Below are 15712 nucleotides of genomic sequence, written 5' to 3'. Positions count from 1 at the left end.
GTGCGTGAATTATAGACGGTTGTTATGCTCCTTTGGATCGCGATCTCACATCATCATTCTCTATTTTCTTCTTCTCTTTCGCTTTGAACATATTCCCGAATTCCCAGTTCACGGTGAGTCTGAACTGACGCAGGTAATAGCGGTATCCAACATCCGATCTGAAATTGGCTGCTGCCGTATAGATCGTCTGCGGAATGTATTCGGAGAAAGGATTGATGGCTGTTGCCGTAAAACTGAGTTTGGGTTTTTGCAATTCTTTCTTCACGGAAAATGTGTAGCTGTACTGATAAGAATCGTGCCCCTGCAATGTGATGTCGCGCGTGGTGTATTGCCCGAATGCCTGAATAGTGTAGCGTTTGGGCAGTTTGAAGCTTACATTCAGATCGAAGTCTGCGGCCCATCCTCTGTTGAGAATATGCAATGCATTGCTCGAATAATCGATATTGTTGATGTTCACATTTCCGTTGAGGGTCCACCAGCTGTTGAGGGTAGCGGACGACGAAAGGTTTACTCCATATAATTTGTATGCCGCCAGGTTTTGCTTGCTTACTTTGGAAATGCCTTCAGCATTGGTCTCTGTATAATCTACAATAGAGTTGTCGGTGAGTTTCCAGAAGAACGAAGTGTTGAGGAAGAATTCGCTGCCCTTATTCCATCCATATACCAGCTCTGCCTGATGCATGGTCTCTGGCTTGAGCGCAGGATTTCCCTGATACTGGTTCTTGGGATCGCTGGCATCGAGGTTGGAATTGAGATCCCAGATATACGGGCGCGTGAGGCGCTGCGTATAACTGAACGATAACTGCTGCTCATCGTTGAACTTTCTGGTGATGGTTGCGTTCGGAACAAAGTTGGTGAACTGACTGCCGAAGGGATTTTTCTGATCCCTGAATTCGCCATGCAGGTCGGTTCTTTCAACACGCAGCCCGGCTTCTGCATACCAGTTGGCATCGAGGTTCGATTTGATCAATGCATAAGCTGCCAGCACATCCTGACGATATTTGAATTCATCCGTGCGCGATGCAATGGGTTGCAGTCCGGCATCGCTTTGCGGATCACCTGCCAACACATGGTAATTATTCTGCACGTTTCTGAAGATGGCTTTCACACCGGTTTCGATAGTGAGCCTGTCGTCGTCGAGAATGGGATGTGTGTAGTCTGTCTGCAATGTCCATTCTGTATTGCGGGTATCGTTTCCGTTGAATTCTTCGTAGTTGTAGCTGCCATCCTTCTGCGCTGATTGCCAGATATGGTAAGGGTTTCGGCTCTTCGATGGAGAGAACTGAGTGAGGATGGTGAGCTCCTGTCCGGTTTTTTTGAACTTACGGCTGTACGATAGATTGATGTCACCACCGAAGTAGTTTTCTCTGGAACGCGCATCCTGAAAATAATGTTCGATGCTGTTGCCTGCAACATCGCGTACAATGGTTTGCTGCTTTCTGTCGGTGGGCCATTTGCCGAACCAGGTATTGGCACCGAAGCTGAACTCGGAAACAGAATCGGGCGTGAATGTGATAGCGAGATCGCCGGAGCCGTGTGGTGCGACGTTATCGCTTTGCATTTCCTGCCAGAGGTTCAGATCGTCTTTCCCGTTTTCGATCTGTGTACGATCGAGCAGCGATGATTCTTTGATGCGCAGGCGGTGCAGGTGACCGTTAGCCATTACATTCCACTTGCCATTGCTGAATCCCACGCGTGGATTGATCACCTGTTCCATATTGCTGCCACTGAGTTCCAGCGCACCATTGAAACTTTTCTTTCCTTTTTTGGTGATGATATTTATAACACCGGCTGCTCCTTCCGCATCATATTTTGCAGATGGAGTAGTGATCACTTCCACCGATTGGATGAGATCGGCAGGCATCATGTTCAGTGCATCTGCGGCATTGCGGGCCATCTGACCGGAATACTTTCCATTCACCAATATTTTTATCTTCTTGCTGCCGCGCATGCTTACATTGCCTTTGGCATCTACATTCAGCACAGGCGCTTTGCGCAAAACATCGGCTGCTGTTCCGCCTTTATTGGTGGCGTCGTTGCCGGCATTGTAAATGAGTTTGCCGGGCTTCGATTCAATCAGTTTTTTTCTGGAGCTGACGGTAACTTCAGCAAGGCTCACGGCAATGGTAGACAGGGCAATGGTTTCAGGAAGTACAGGCTCCTGAGAATTATTCACTGCAAAGGTTATCTCAGTTTTCTGATAACCGATGGCAGTGAGTACCAGTGTGCGCAAGCCGGTTTCTGAAACAGGTATGCTTATATGCCCGTCATGGCCGGAACTGCCTGAATAAACAGTCTGCTGTTTTTCGTTCAGCAGCAATATCGAAACATTGGCCAGTGGTTTTTGCGAAACAGAATCGATGATGCGGCTGCTGAGCCGGTAATTCACCTTCTGGCCATTTTGTGCATTTGCATTTAGTGTGATGCAGCAAAGGATCGGCAAAAAATAAAAAACAATTCTCATGTGATACGGTGTACAATAAGGTTAGTTCTACAAAACTTAATTATAACACGTAAAACTACCTACACCCCTAACGTAATCCGTAGCGAAATGAGAAATTCTCTTACGAATTCGGGAAGTTAATGATGAACGGTAAAATGCAAGGCTTCTACACCACATGGGAAACGCTTGCTGTCGTTAAGTTTCAGCGGAATGCTGGAAATGCCTTTGGGGAAGATGTTGATGCCGTCGCCGAGGATCATCGGGTTAACAAAGAACCAGTAATCATCGATGAGGTTGTGTTGCATCAATTCGCGGCCGATAGACGGACTTCCGAATATGATGATATTCTTTCCGGGTTCTTCTTTCTTTTTGCGGATCTGATCGATCCAGTTGTTGTTGAGTACGGTACGTTTGATGTCGGGAGCAGATGTAAGCGTTCTGCTCACAACGAGTTTTTCTACTTTTTTGTACCAGGCTGAATGCTGACGGTCGTGCAAAGTGGCATTGGGTTTATCGGCGGCTGTGGGCCAGTATGCCTGCATCATATCATACGTAACTCTGCCGTAGAGGGCGGTGTCGGCTTCTTCAGTAAATTCATTCACGTAATCGAACATGGTGTCATCAATTTTTAACCAGTCCATTTCTCCGTTAACGCCTCCGGCGTATCCGTCCATTGAAGTATGCAGGCTCAGAACTATTCTTCTCATGTAAGTTGTTTTTATTGGTTGCTAAGTTGGGGCTTTTTGTTGGCAATGGCCGGTGCCGTCTGCGTCAGATTCAGGGTGTTTTGCGCATTAAAAAGGGTGCATGGTTTTTGGCCATACACCCTTATGTCAATTACTAACCAAACTATTTAACCTGCAGTGGCAGTACCTGTTTCAATGATTTTGCAGAGTGCTGCAGCATTATCTGGTAGCGTCCCGGTGGTATGCCCGACAGAGATAGTTGAATAATGCCTGAGCTGTATTCTTTTCCTGTTCTCAGTTGTTTGCCCTGCATGTCTATCAGCGTCCAGCTGATGGGCGCCTGCTGCCAGCTGGCAGGCAAGGCGATACTCGTCTGTGCTGAAGCAGGATTGGGGAATACACTCCATTTGCCATCGTCGCTGGTATTGTTAACGATGCGGATAACGGAGTATTTGGCTGTGCCGTCGAGGTCGATCATTTTGAGTCGATAGCTGATGATACCTGCAACTGCTTTATCATCCAGCAATGAATAGTTTTTTTCAGGAGCAGATCCGGGCTGTGCCGGTACTGTTCCGATAACGTTGAAATGCACACCGTCGGTCGCGCGTTCGATGGCGGTTTCTTTGAAATTGGATTCGTCGGTGGTGGTCCATTTCAATTGCACTCCGCCGGTTTGTTTTTCTGCCGTGAACGATTTTATTGTTACAGGAAGCGTGCCTGATACAACGGTAGTAGTGATTTGCGACACATTATTGGAGAGATCTGCTTCGGTGATATTACCCGAACCTACGGTTACCGTATTGGTAATACTGCCGCCCACAGGGATGGCATTCACATGTCCGTTGATGGTAAGAGTGATTTCATTTTTTGCGGCAACATTCAGCGTACCTGTCAGTACATTTCCGGGTCCGATGGCTAATCCGCTCACTGAATTGAAAGCAGCTCCATGCAGGTCTACAGTAATGTCAGAGACGGTTGCAATATAACCCGCAGGCAGCACATCATTGAGGCTGATGCCTGTTACATTACCAGCTGTTCCATTAGCAATATTGATCCTATATGGGATAGTAGTGGAAGGCGGTGTATGAGTAACCTGCAACGGTGCTGTTTTTACCACACTGATATTACCGGGAGTAGTAATGAGAATGTTTCTTACTTCGTGGTTATTGATAGAAGCACCGGTAGACGCTGCAAAGCCGAGTTTCAGCAGTGCAGGTGGAGGCGAGGCAAGTACCGTTGGGCCGAAAAGGGTAACAAATGCTCCTGACTGACTGGTTTTCCATCTTACAGTCAATGTGAAATTGCCGCCACTGGGAATTAGTTCAAACTGTAGTCTTCTGTAGAACTGAGTTGCCTGATCGGGTCTGGTGGGTGTAAGCGTATTGTAATCTATACCGCCATTGTCACCGGCACCTGCATCAGATGCGATGATCTGATTGCCTGTAATATAGGAGTAGGTTGGTGCAGGACCTCGAAGTGCCACCGCATTTGCTCTTTGTCCGGGGCCTCCATTTTTCCCGTTAACTGTACTGGAGAAGTTACCAAATTCATCTACTCCAATACCGATATAACCGCCACTCAAACCTGGTGAGGGGTTGGTAGTGTTATTGGCATAACCTAATGATCCACCAACACCGCCAATAGTGAATGGAGCAGCAGTGGCATCGAAGAGAAAAACTGAAAAGCCATCCGCACCGCTTCCACTGGATCTCCAGGCTGTATATTCAAAATCTACCAATGCTCCGAGTGAGGAAGGAAAGGTAGAGTTTACAATTCCATATCCCAACTGATTGGTGGTAGCAGGGGTAAGTCGTAACCAACCCTGACCAACAGGATCAGGGTTTCCGGAAGTCAGCATGGCATTACCACCTAATGTAACGCCCGCAGATGAAGAGCCCATGAATGTTTCGCGTATGGTGAACTGTGAGAAAGTACAGGTGGATGCCAACAGCAAAGTCAGCAATGATAACAAGTGTGTAGTCGTTCGCATAGTGTGGTATTTTCGTTTTCATAATGGAAGGCAGGGGCAATAGAAATCCATTCGGCTGCTATGCCGTGAATGTGGAATACTGTGAACAGGGAATAAATGGAGTAGGAAGGGGAGCGGGAAATTGGATGTAACTTGTTACAACTTAAAAATAGTGAAAGAAATTCATATGTGTTCGGGCGCAGGTTACCGCATGGCGGTGTTAATCTGATAAAAGGAAAACCGAAAGGCTGATAGGACTAAGAAACTGCGTATGAGTGCAGGTGAAGGGGGCGATTGCAATAGAAATCTTATGGGGCTAATTGGAAGGAAAATGTACTTTTGCCGGAATCAAAAGGCGCCTAACCGTCTAATAATTATGAAATACTCGCAATGGATCGGCATTCTGGCAGCTATCACACTGGTGATTGCCTGTTTTATTCCCTGGGCTTATTATCCTGATGTACAAAAAGACTTCACCGGTTTCTTCTCTGAGAACAACCAATATGGAAGACCGGGGAAATTCTTCATTGCCTTTGCCGTGCTTGCCATTGTATTCTTTCTGCTTCCTAAAATATGGGCCAAACGCTGGAACCTGCTGATCAATGCCATTATTGTGGCATGGGCCATTCGCTGCTATCTGGTGTTCTCGGCTTGCTATAATGGTATTTGTCCTGATAAGAAATCAGGCCTCTGGCTGGTGGTAGGTTCGGCATTTGTGATGCTGCTGATGGCAGTATTTCCCGATACCAAACTTCCCCAGCAAAAGAAGAACGGCTAGAAGCCGCTACAGGCGCTTAGTTCAGCGCCTGTAAACTCTTTCCGATAATCTCCACACATTCTTCGATCTGAGTGGCATTGATCACCAATGGTGGCGCCAGTCTGATCTTATCGCCATGCGTTGGCTTGGCGAGCAGGCCGTTCTCTTTCATGGCCATGCAGAGTTTCCATGCAGCATCGGGGTCTTTGTGATCGATCACGATGGCATTCAGCAATCCTTTTCCGCGAACGAGTTTGATGTAAGGAGATTTAAGTTCCATCAGTTTTTTGCGAAGCAGTGCTCCCATGGCTTCTGCATTGTCTGCCATCTTTTCTTTCTTCAGCACGGTGAGTGCAGCGATGGCAACTTTACACGCGAGGGGATTGCCTCCATAAGTTGATCCGTGTTCACCGGGTTTGATGGTGAGCATGATGGGATCATCAGCCAGTACGGCTGAGATGGGCAGCGCGCCTCCGCTCAATGCTTTTCCGAGAATGAGTATATCGGGTTTTACATTTTCATGATCGCAGGCCAGCATCTTTCCTGTTCTGCTGAGGCCGGTTTGAATTTCGTCGGCAATGAAAAGCACGTTGGCATCTGCGCAATATTGTTTGGCGGTGGAGAGGTAACCTTCGTTCGGTACCACCACACCTGCTTCCCCCTGAATAGGCTCTACGAGAAAGCCGGCAACGTTCTTATCTTTCAATGCTTCTGCCAGTGCAGGCAGGTCGTTGAATGGAATTGATTTGAAGCCCTGCATAAACGGACCGAATCCATTCTTCGCAGTGGGGTCGGAGCTGAAGGAAATGACGGTGGTGGTGCGGCCGTGGAAATTGTTTCCGCAAACGATGATCACTGCTTTATTCTCCTCCACACCTTTCACTTCATATGCCCAGCGGCGTGCCAGTTTAAGCGCTGTTTCCACCGCTTCAACGCCGGTATTCATCGGCAGCACTTTGTTGTATCCGAAATATTCGGTGATGAACTGCGCATACTCACCCAGCAATGCACTGTGAAATGCACGGGAGGTAAGCGTAAGTTTCTGCGATTGCTCTATGAGTGCTGCAATGATATCAGGATGGCAATGCCCCTGATTTACGGCAGAATAGCCGCTGAGGAAATCGAAGTACTGTTTTCCGTCTACATCCCATACGTGTACACCTTGGCCGCGTTCGAGCACAACAGGTAGCGGATGATAATTGTGTGCACCGTATTTTTCTTCCAGAGAAAGAAAATGCTGCTCTTTGGCAGAAGCGAAGTTTGTTGCTTGCATAAGAAAGTATTTGAGATGTATTCAGACCGAATACAAAATGAACAATGAGATTGAAATAATTGAACAGGGAGTTACGATCCGGCGCTGATCAGCTGCCGGTACAAAGCCATTAACCTCGATGATTGAGCAGATCGAGATTGAGATGTAAGAAAGATGATATGAGGGCTTTGAGTCTGATAATTTTCAGATTTGATGCAAAGCTACGAAAAAAAGGGGAGTGGGGCAAGTTAAGGATTCAGCACAGTGCCGGTATGGTTCGGGAATCAATCAATGCATTCAGGGTAAAAGAAACTGTCTGTAAGTTGCAGGCCAATCGATAGCAGGCAATTGTTTTTTGGGGAAGATGCCGAAGAAGCAGCTTCCACTTCCCGTCATCGATGCATAGATGGCGCCTGCATTGTACAGTTTATCTTTGATGGCCTGCATCTCCGGATAATGATTGCAAACCGGCGCTTCGAAATCATTCACCAGTGTATGGCGCCATTGCTCTACCGGTTGCTGAATAATGGATGCAAGATCTGCTGAAGCCGCTGCCGGTTTGATCTGCGAAAATGCCCATCCGGTATTCACATGAATGCCGGGATGTACCAGCAGGAAAGAATAATTTTTCAGATCAGGCGAAACAGGTGTAAGTTTTTCTCCGCGTCCGGTTGCGAGGCAGGGTTTGTTGACAATAAAAAAAGGACAATCACTGCCGAGCTGCAGTGCATATTCCATTAGTTTTTCTTCTGCAATACCGAGCTGATACTTTTTATTGAGCAGTTGCAGCATGAAAGCACCATCGGCAGAGCCGCCGCCTAGTCCGGCGCCCATGGGAATATTCTTATGCAGTCCGATACTTACAGGAGACAGTTCCGGATGATGTTGCTTCAGCAGCTGCCATGCTTTTACACAGAGATTTTTTTCGGGATCACCGTCGACGGGAATGCCGGTTACTGCAAGATTGGTTTCAGTTGCGCTGAGCACTTCGAGCACATCACGAACTGGAAGTGGGTAGAATATGGTACACAGATCATGATATCCGTCTGGTCTCTTACCGAGTACCTGAAGGCCCAGATTGATTTTGCAATTGGGGAAGTTGATCATGAGCGATGTATCGGAATTTGGCGGATGGTATTACCGCCCTTTTTTTCTGCTGTTGATCTCGTCGCGGATAGCGATGGCGCGGATATAATCTTCCTGCTCCAGTACTTCGTTGAGTAAAGTGTGCAGTTCGTCGAGGCTCAGGCCTTTCAGGTCGTCGTTACCACTGCTGGTAGTGCCTGCGCTTGTTTCTGCTGCCACTGCTTCGCGGGGAGTTTTCTTTTTGCCGGAAGGATCTTCCATGAGAATGCCGGCGCTTTCGAGAATGTTCTCGTAAGTATAGATAGGGCATCCGAAACGAACGGCCAGTGCCAGTGCATCGGAAGTGCGGGAATCGATTTCTACAGTATCGTGCTCACTTACGCAGATGAGTTTGGAATAGAAAATGCCTTCCTGCAGATCGCAGATCACGATCTCCTGCAAGTCAATAGTAAAAGCATTCATGAAATTTTTCATGAGATCGTGCGTGAGGGGGCGACTGGGATGCATTTTTTCCAGGGCAACAGCAATCGCCTGGGCTTCAAAGCCTCCGATCACAATCGGCAAACGGCGAAGGCCGTTCACTTCTCCCAGCACTACAGCGTAGGAATGAGTCTGTGTTATGCTATGTGATAGTGCAACTATCTCCAACTCTATTTTCTTCATAACGGAACACGAAACTAAGGCTTTTTGTCCAAAAAAAAAGCGGTTGCAAAACAACCGCTCTCCTTGATTCTGATATTGTTCAGAAATGGTTTTTATGCCATTCCTTTTACTTTTTTAGCTGCTGCGATGATCTTGGGCATTACTTCAAATGCATCGCCTACGATACCGTAGTCTGCTGCTTTGAAGAATGGCGCTTCCGGATCTTTGTTGATCACAACGATCACTTTGCTGCGGTTTACACCTGCCAGATGCTGGATGGCTCCGGAGATGCCTACTGCGATGTAGAGATTCGGTGCGATAGCCAGACCCGTTTGTCCTACGTGCTCGTGGTGCGGACGCCAGTGTGCATCGGCAACCGGGCGGCTGCAGGCAGTAGCAGCGCCGAGTACATGGGCCAGATCGGTGATCATTCCCCAGTTCTCTGGGCCTTTCAGACCACGGCCGCCACTCACAACGATCTCTGCTTCGCTGAGCGGAATTTCGCCGGTTACTTTATTAACGGCAGTTACTTTCACTTTCGGTGTTTCTACAGTTACATTGAGGGCAGCCACTTCTGCAGTGCCATCGGCAGTTTCAACTTTGTAAGAGTTGGGGTTGAGTGCAACAATTTTCAGCGGAGTGCTGATAGCGATATTCGCGAAAGCTTTACCGGAGAAAACGGTTTTCTTCACCACAAATCCGTTGCTGGTATCGGGCAGGGCAACTGCTCCGCTCACCAGACCGGCTTTCAGCTGAGCGCTCAGGCGTGGAGCGATGGCTTTACCGTCTACATTGTTGCTGAAGATCACCACATCGGCGCCGGAAGCCTTTACTGCTTCAGCGATAGCGTGGGTATATGTTTGCGCATCGAAATGATCGAGTGCGGCATTGTTTACATGGTGGATCTTTTTTACACCGTATTTGCCCAGTGCGGCGAGATCTTCTTTAACGGATCCCAGCACGATGCCTTCGGCTGTGGTTCCCAGTTGGGCGGCAACTTTAGCGCCATAGCTCATGGCTTCCAGTGCAGCTTTCTTGATATGGCCCTCGGCCTGGTCTATGAAGATTAAAACTGACATATCGTTGAATTGAAATTGAGGTAAAAGAAATTGTTTGCGATCGGCTTAGATGGCTTTGGCTTCTTCGTGAAGCAGTCTTACCAGCTCTTCCGGATTGTCGGCAGAAACCAGTTTCACGCCGGCCTTCGCAGGTGGCAGTTCAAAGCTAACGATGGAAGTGAGTGCATCCACAGCAGTTGGTTCAACCACTTTGAGAGGCTTGGTACGTGCGCCCATGATGCCTTTCATGTTAGGGATGCGTTGTTCTGCCATTCCTTTCTGGCAGCTTACCACAACGGGTAATGCTACTTCGCAGATTTCTTCACCACCTTCAATTTCGCGGGTGATGGTGGCAGTAGTGCCATTGAGATCGAATTTGGAAGCCAGTGAAACATAGGGGAGACCCAGCAGTTCGGCTACCATGCCGCCGATCGATGATCCGTTGTAGTCGATGGTTTCGCGGCCGGTGAATACGAGGTCGTATCCGCCGCTGCGGGCTACTTCGGCAATCTGGGAGGCGATATAGAAACTGTCGTGGCTGTCGGCATTTACGCGGATCGCTTCGTCACCACCCAGGGCCAGGGCCTTGCGGATAACGGCATCGGCGTCGGCTGTGCCAACATTAACGAGGTGCAGTACAGTGGAAGGATCTTTTTCTTTCAGCTCGATAGCGCGAACGAGTGCATACCACTCATCGTATGGGTTGATGATCCATTGAACGCCATCCTGTGCAAATTTCGTATTGTTATCAGTGAAGGCTATTTTTGCCGTTGTGTCCGGCGTTTTGCTGATACATACTAAGATCTTCATTAGCGAAGTATTTAAGATTGTATTAAGTTGTCCAGAGAATGGTTGTTTATGCAACCAATGCTTCTACAAATATAAGTGCCGCAAAGATAGTTTTAAGAGGATTAGTAAAAATTTAATTGTGAGAAAAAGATGGATCGACTCCAAAAACTGAAAGAGATGCTGGCTTTGAGTCCGGAAGACAGTTTTCTGAACCATGCACTGGGTATGGAATTGGTGGGAATGGGGCAGGAAGATACTGCCCGTGGGGTTTGGGAAAGGCTGCTGACACGCGATCCGGGCTATGTGGGCGCATATTACCAGCTGGCGAAACTGCTGGAAAGGGCAGGTGAGCGGGGTGCAGCCCTGGAATGGTACGAGAAAGGGATGAAGGCTGCTCAGGCAGCGGGCGACAGGCACGCGATGAATGAGCTGAGAATGGCATATGATGAATTGGTGGATGAGTAAACAATGGAAAATGGATAGACTTTGAAACAAGTAACATTAAGGTCACGAGTTCAACTCTCGTCCCCGGTATGAAAGTGCAGGTTCAATTCCTGTCCGGGTACATTAAGTAGTTGAAGGATGGGCCAAATCAGCTAATTCTATGATGAGGCAAATCAAAACCGCTTTTCTTTTCTTATTTCTTCTTTGCATTTTTGAGACTTCCAACGGACAGGTGCAGACCGGAAATGCAAACATCTCCCGTAAAGAAAACCTGCAATCCGATTTTACCTGTTTAAGGGATGCATTGCAGGCCGAATACCCATCGCTCTATCGATTTACTCCCAAAGAGAAAATGGATCAACTGCTCGACAGCTGCTACAATTCCCTCCGAAACTCCACCACCGATCTTGAATTTTACAGATTGACCAAATTTGTGCTGAGCGCAGCACGTGATGGCCATCTCGGATGCACTCCTCCTGATTCTCTGCTGAAACATATCAGGGAAGACGTTAAGTTCTTTCCGGTACGGCTTCACTTCGTGCGCGATAAAGCCTATGTGATCGGAACAGCTGATAGCAGTCTCCCGGCAGGTGCAGAAATCATTTCCATCAACAATCAACCTGTCAGCCGCATTCAAAACGAATTGTTCCGGTTCATTGTTTCAGATGGTTTTTCGAACACGAAGAAATTGCATGTACTCGATAATTATTTCTACTTCTATTATTTTCTGGTGAAGGGATCATCTCCATCCTTCGATATAAAATACAGTACAGAAGCGGGTTCTACGGCTTCAATAAAACTGAGCGCTGTTGCTGAACGCGATATTCCTCCGGCCATCGATATCCTCAACAGAGAGAAATTACTCGATCTGAAAATCACAGAAGATAAAATTGCAATTCTAACCATCAGAACTTTTGATGAAGACGAAATGGCTCAGGCCGGACTTGTTTTCTCCACTTTCCTGTACGGTGCATTCAATCGGATAAAGGAAGAAAAAATACATAAGCTGATCATCGATCTGCGCGGAAACGGTGGAGGTAAAGATCAATACGGCTCAATGTTGTATGGGTTCCTCACCAAAAAAACATTCAACTACTACAGATCTCTTACTGGCTCCAATCCCGAAAAATACCGAAAGACCGGTAACGGATATTATGAATTCGATAAAGATTGGCATTCCAATCTTAAGTTGCAGAAACCTGCATCGGTTAATTACAATGATGCCCTGTGGATTCTTATCGATGGAGAGAGTTTTTCTGCCACAGCAGAGTTCTGTACAATCGCCCGCAGCCTCAATCGTGGGGTATTCGTTGGTGAAGAAACGGGCGGAGCATACATTGGAAATACTTCCGGTGAACAAAGAGAACTAACTTTGCCCACTACAGGAATGAAAGTACAATTCGGATTGTGGCAATACCATATGTCTGTTACTTCAAACCATATTTTTTCAAGAGGCATTATGCCGCATCAGGAGGTGTTGCTTTCTGCAAACGACCTGCTGCAAAAGCACGAAAGCCAAATGGAGCATGCCATCAGACTGGCGCAGAAGTTAAAGTATAAACCTTAGCCCGCGAACAATACAACTCATTATTGAATTATGGATCTACAGACATCATTTGAGAAATTTGTGAAGCAGGAGAAGCTGTTTTCCAGAGACAACCGGCTGCTGCTGGCTGTTAGTGGCGGACTGGATTCTGTAGTGCTCAGTGATCTCTGCATTCGATCAGGATACGATGTTGTGCTGGCTCACTGCAATTTCCAGCTACGTGGCGAAGAAAGTGAACGTGATGAACAATTCGTTCGTGCACTGGCATCGAAATACAATAAGCCCATTCTGGTGAAGCGTTTCGATACTGCCGCCTATGCGGAAAAGAACAAACTATCCATTCAGGTTGCGGCGAGAGAACTGCGTTATTACTGGTTCTATTCTCTGCTGGAATCTTCAGGGGACAACAATCATCCCGCTGCTCAATATATTCTCACTGCACATCATAAGGACGATAATATCGAAACCCTGCTGATGAATTTCTTCAAAGGCACTGGAATCGCAGGTTTGCGGGCCATCCTCCCAAAACAGCAGAAACTGATCAGGCCATTGCTTTTTGCCGGTCGTGCTGAATTGTTGCAATACGCGCAGACCAATAACCTGCAATGGGTGGAGGACAGTTCAAACGCATCTGATAAATACACGCGTAATGCTATCCGGCACAAACTGATTCCACTGGTGCAGGAATTGTATCCGCAGGCGATCGAAAACCTTGGCGATAATCTTCAGAGATTCCGTGAAATTGAAATGTTGTATCAGCAGTCCATCAACATGCATACAAAGAAACTAATCGAAATAAAAGGCAGCGAAGCGCATATCCCTGTGCTGAAACTGGCAAAGGTTGAACCGCTCCACAGCATTCTCTACGAAATAATCAAGACGTATGGATTTACCTCTGCACAAGTTGCAGAAGTGGTCGCTTTGCTGGATAGTGAAACCGGGAAATATGTTCAATCGTCCACCCATCGTGTGATCAGAAACCGCAACTGGCTGATCATTGCTCCGCTGGCTGCCGAAGAAGCAAAGCATATTCTTATCGAAAGTTCCGATGAATCTGTTCCCTTCGCAGAAGGAAACATTTCGCTGAAACGTCTACCCGCTGCCGGTTACAGCCTGAACAACGGAGCCCGAATTGCTGCACTCGATGCAAAGCATGTGCAATTCCCGCTCATTTTACGCCCGTGGAAAAAGGGAGATTATTTCTACCCGCTGGGCATGACGAAAAAGAAGAAAGTTGCCCGCTTCTTAATCGACCTGAAGCTGAGCGCTACTGCCAAAGAAAAAGTATGGGTAGTAGAAATGAACAAAAAAATTATCTGGATTGCCGGTCACCGAATCGACGATCGTTTCAGGATCGGCAATGCAACAACGGAGATCCTTGAGCTTCGCCTTGATTAGAATTTAGCTGCGATCCACGACTGCACTTTGTAGATGAATTGTTCCAGCACATTGTAATCAGAGAAAGCATATCCCATTACAATAATGAAGAGAATTCCATACAACGCGCCCCATATGTGCGCGGAGTGATTGATATTGCCGCCACCGCGTCTGTCGAGATAGCTCGATACAATCAGGTAAAGCGCTCCGAAAATGAAACCGGGAATATAAAGTCCGGGTACAAAGATCAGGCCCATACCCTGCAATGGGCTCAGCGTAATGCTCGTGAAGATCACGGCTGATACTGCGCCGGATGCACCGAGACTGCGATAGCCTGAATCATCTTTGTGTTTGGCATAGGTAGGCAGGAGGCAAAAGAATAGGGATGAAATATAGAGCAGCAGATAAAAGATCTTCCCTTTTTCTGCAAATAATTCGATGAAATACTTTTCAGTGATCTCTCCAAACATATACAACGCCCACATATTGAAAATAAGGTGTGCATAATCTGCATGGATCAGTCCGCAGCTGAAGAAGCGATACCACTGTTTGTTGTAGGTAACAGCAGGAGGGTAGAAGATAAGATCGTCATACACTTTCTGATTGGTGAAAGCTGTAAAAGAAACGATGGCAGTAATGATAATGATGATCAGCGTAATGCTCATTGAATAACTGTTATGAAACAAATCTACTTAAAAAGTAGAATAATCAATGAGCGGTGTTGCGGAGGGTTATTTATGATGATATTTCTCGTTGCGGATGATGGTGCATGCCCGGTAGATCTGTTCTGCCAGTATCAATCGTACCAGCTGATGTGGAAATACCAGTTGACTGAGGCTCCATTGGTAATTGGATCGTTTCATTACAGCTTCGTCGATGCCGTAAGCGCCGCCGATGAGGAAGATCACATTCTTTACTCTGTCTGCTATCCGGGCTTCGATGAACTGTGCCAGTTTTTCGGAACTGAATTGTTTGCCTCTTTCGTCGAGGGCAACGAGGTAGTCGTCTTTCTGCAACATGCCGAGAATGATCTCTCCTTCTTTTTTCTTAAGATCGGCTTCACTGAGTGTGGCTGCATTTTTTGGTCCGGGTATAATATTCCACTGAACAGGATAATAATTGGAGATCCGGTTGGTGAAATCTTCAATGCCTGAGAGTACGTAGGGCTCGTGTTTTTTTCCGATTGTCCAGAACTGGAATTTCATGGCGCAAAAATAAATGAAAAAAATACAGTGGAGGAGGATAGGCTAAAGGCCTTGTCCCGCAAGGGTTTTAAGGGATGAAGCGTGAATGTATACAATTAGAAATCAGAGAGATTTGAAAAAAAATTGAAAAACTGCTTGTTGAAATGTAGAATTCCCTTATTTTTGCACCCCGCTGATGAGATAAGAAGTCAGTGAGAATCAAGAGGCTCTGTAGCTCAACTGAATAGAGCATCTGACTACGGATCAGAAGGTTTCAGGTTTGAATCCTGACAGAGTCACAAAAAGGCAAGATGCGAATCTTGCCTTTTTCTATTTTCTCCGCATCCCACCTGCGTTGTGCCAATTTCCCATATCATCTTCTCTCATTAATTATTTCCCTCATCTGCAATTATCTTTTCGTTTTCAGGAAGCAGTGCATTTAGATCAACGAGGGAGCGGACTGTTTTTCATCCGGCATA

General features: G+C 46.9%; 14 protein-coding genes and 1 tRNA gene. 5 read left to right on the top strand and 10 right to left on the bottom strand.

Annotated elements, in window-relative coordinates; translation table 11 throughout:
- Positions 1 to 22 precede the first annotated feature (22 nt).
- The 3 genes from HHL16_RS15600 to HHL16_RS15590 form a co-directional block, all read right to left on the bottom strand.
- Positions 23 to 2464 (bottom strand): TonB-dependent receptor, encoded by a 2442-nt coding sequence (locus HHL16_RS15600; RefSeq protein ID WP_169426108.1) that lies wholly within the window; start codon positions 2462 to 2464, stop codon positions 23 to 25.
- 116 nt (positions 2465 to 2580) lie between these two features.
- Positions 2581 to 3150 (bottom strand): dihydrofolate reductase family protein, encoded by a 570-nt coding sequence (locus tag HHL16_RS15595; RefSeq protein ID WP_169426107.1) that lies wholly within the window; start codon positions 3148 to 3150, stop codon positions 2581 to 2583.
- 142 nt (positions 3151 to 3292) lie between these two features.
- The gene (locus tag HHL16_RS15590) at positions 3293 to 5119 is read right to left on the bottom strand and encodes a T9SS type A sorting domain-containing protein (RefSeq protein WP_169426106.1); all 1827 of its coding nucleotides are present in this window, start codon (positions 5117 to 5119) and stop codon (positions 3293 to 3295) included.
- A gap of 355 nt (positions 5120 to 5474) precedes the next feature.
- On the opposite strand from HHL16_RS15590, the gene HHL16_RS15585 reads away from it, so the two are divergent.
- The gene (locus HHL16_RS15585) at positions 5475 to 5876 is read left to right on the top strand and encodes a hypothetical protein (RefSeq protein ID WP_169426105.1); all 402 of its coding nucleotides are present in this window, start codon (positions 5475 to 5477) and stop codon (positions 5874 to 5876) included.
- A gap of 16 nt (positions 5877 to 5892) precedes the next feature.
- Here the strand turns inward: HHL16_RS15585 and rocD are convergent, their stop codons facing one another.
- The 5 genes from rocD to HHL16_RS15560 all read right to left on the bottom strand — a co-directional run bounded on the left by rocD (position 5893) and on the right by HHL16_RS15560 (position 10703).
- Positions 5893 to 7128 (bottom strand): ornithine--oxo-acid transaminase, encoded by a 1236-nt coding sequence (gene rocD / locus HHL16_RS15580; RefSeq protein ID WP_169426104.1) that lies wholly within the window; start codon positions 7126 to 7128, stop codon positions 5893 to 5895.
- Between the two features lie 276 nt (positions 7129 to 7404).
- Positions 7405 to 8214, bottom strand: coding sequence for a 4-(cytidine 5'-diphospho)-2-C-methyl-D-erythritol kinase (ispE, locus tag HHL16_RS15575; protein WP_169426103.1), 810 nt, complete (start codon positions 8212 to 8214; stop codon positions 7405 to 7407).
- Between the two features lie 30 nt (positions 8215 to 8244).
- A complete protein-coding gene (locus HHL16_RS15570) occupies positions 8245 to 8856 on the bottom strand; it encodes a bifunctional nuclease family protein (protein ID WP_169426102.1) in 612 nt (203 codons plus the stop codon).
- Between the two features lie 92 nt (positions 8857 to 8948).
- Entirely contained in the window at positions 8949 to 9914 is a 966-nt protein-coding gene (locus HHL16_RS15565; RefSeq protein ID WP_169426101.1) for an electron transfer flavoprotein subunit alpha/FixB family protein, read from the bottom strand.
- 45 nt (positions 9915 to 9959) lie between these two features.
- Entirely contained in the window at positions 9960 to 10703 is a 744-nt protein-coding gene (locus HHL16_RS15560) for an electron transfer flavoprotein subunit beta/FixA family protein (RefSeq protein ID WP_169426100.1), read from the bottom strand.
- 129 nt (positions 10704 to 10832) lie between these two features.
- Between HHL16_RS15560 and HHL16_RS15555 the strand changes: the two genes are divergently transcribed.
- From HHL16_RS15555 to tilS, 3 genes are all read left to right on the top strand, one after another.
- A complete protein-coding gene (locus HHL16_RS15555; protein WP_169426099.1) occupies positions 10833 to 11147 on the top strand; it encodes a hypothetical protein in 315 nt (104 codons plus the stop codon).
- A gap of 139 nt (positions 11148 to 11286) precedes the next feature.
- On the top strand, positions 11287 to 12693 hold the full coding sequence (locus HHL16_RS15550; RefSeq protein ID WP_169426098.1) for a S41 family peptidase: 1407 nt from the start codon (positions 11287 to 11289) through the stop codon (positions 12691 to 12693).
- Between the two features lie 30 nt (positions 12694 to 12723).
- Positions 12724 to 14070 (top strand): tRNA lysidine(34) synthetase TilS, encoded by a 1347-nt coding sequence (gene tilS, locus HHL16_RS15545; protein ID WP_169426097.1) that lies wholly within the window; start codon positions 12724 to 12726, stop codon positions 14068 to 14070.
- On the opposite strand, the gene HHL16_RS15540 is transcribed toward tilS, so the two are convergent.
- Both HHL16_RS15540 and HHL16_RS15535 read right to left on the bottom strand, forming a co-directional pair.
- Positions 14067 to 14714 carry a rhomboid family intramembrane serine protease gene (locus tag HHL16_RS15540; RefSeq protein ID WP_169426096.1) on the bottom strand — a complete coding sequence of 216 codons (648 nt, stop codon included), beginning with the start codon at positions 14712 to 14714 and terminating at the stop codon, positions 14067 to 14069. The genes tilS and HHL16_RS15540 overlap by 4 nt on opposite strands.
- A gap of 66 nt (positions 14715 to 14780) precedes the next feature.
- Positions 14781 to 15254 carry a 23S rRNA (pseudouridine(1915)-N(3))-methyltransferase RlmH gene (locus HHL16_RS15535; protein WP_169426095.1) on the bottom strand — a complete coding sequence of 158 codons (474 nt, stop codon included), beginning with the start codon at positions 15252 to 15254 and terminating at the stop codon, positions 14781 to 14783.
- Positions 15255 to 15458: 204 nt separating this feature from the next.
- Here HHL16_RS15535 and HHL16_RS15530 point away from each other — a divergent pair.
- A tRNA-Arg gene (locus HHL16_RS15530) sits at positions 15459 to 15532 on the top strand.
- The last annotated feature ends 180 nt before the right edge of the window (positions 15533 to 15712 follow it).

The sequence above is a fragment of the Pseudoflavitalea sp. G-6-1-2 genome (assembly GCF_012927185.1).
Lineage (GTDB): Bacteria > Bacteroidota > Bacteroidia > Chitinophagales > Chitinophagaceae > Pseudobacter.
Note: the sequence above shows the minus strand (reverse complement) of the source record. Positions and strands in the feature narration are given on the sequence as shown.

Bases quoted from the DNA above. Each gene is read 5' to 3' on its own strand.
- HHL16_RS15585 (WP_169426105.1), top strand. From the start codon at position 5,475: ATGAAATACTCGCAATGGATCGGCATTCTGGCAGCTATCACACTGGTG.
- HHL16_RS15540 (WP_169426096.1), bottom strand. From the start codon at position 14,714: ATGAGCATTACGCTGATCATCATTATCATTACTGCCATCGTTTCTTTT.
- HHL16_RS15565 (WP_169426101.1), bottom strand. From the start codon at position 9,914: ATGTCAGTTTTAATCTTCATAGACCAGGCCGAGGGCCATATCAAGAAA.
- HHL16_RS15555 (WP_169426099.1), top strand. From the start codon at position 10,833: ATGGATCGACTCCAAAAACTGAAAGAGATGCTGGCTTTGAGTCCGGAA.
- HHL16_RS15535 (WP_169426095.1), bottom strand. From the start codon at position 15,254: ATGAAATTCCAGTTCTGGACAATCGGAAAAAAACACGAGCCCTACGTA.
- HHL16_RS15570 (WP_169426102.1), bottom strand. From the start codon at position 8,856: ATGAAGAAAATAGAGTTGGAGATAGTTGCACTATCACATAGCATAACA.
- HHL16_RS15550 (WP_169426098.1), top strand. From the start codon at position 11,287: ATGATGAGGCAAATCAAAACCGCTTTTCTTTTCTTATTTCTTCTTTGC.
- HHL16_RS15560 (WP_169426100.1), bottom strand. From the start codon at position 10,703: ATGAAGATCTTAGTATGTATCAGCAAAACGCCGGACACAACGGCAAAA.
- rocD (WP_169426104.1), bottom strand. From the start codon at position 7,128: ATGCAAGCAACAAACTTCGCTTCTGCCAAAGAGCAGCATTTTCTTTCT.
- tilS (WP_169426097.1), top strand. From the start codon at position 12,724: ATGGATCTACAGACATCATTTGAGAAATTTGTGAAGCAGGAGAAGCTG.
- HHL16_RS15590 (WP_169426106.1), bottom strand. From the start codon at position 5,119: ATGCGAACGACTACACACTTGTTATCATTGCTGACTTTGCTGTTGGCA.
- HHL16_RS15595 (WP_169426107.1), bottom strand. From the start codon at position 3,150: ATGAGAAGAATAGTTCTGAGCCTGCATACTTCAATGGACGGATACGCC.
- ispE (WP_169426103.1), bottom strand. From the start codon at position 8,214: ATGATCAACTTCCCCAATTGCAAAATCAATCTGGGCCTTCAGGTACTC.
- HHL16_RS15600 (WP_169426108.1), bottom strand. From the start codon at position 2,464: ATGAGAATTGTTTTTTATTTTTTGCCGATCCTTTGCTGCATCACACTA.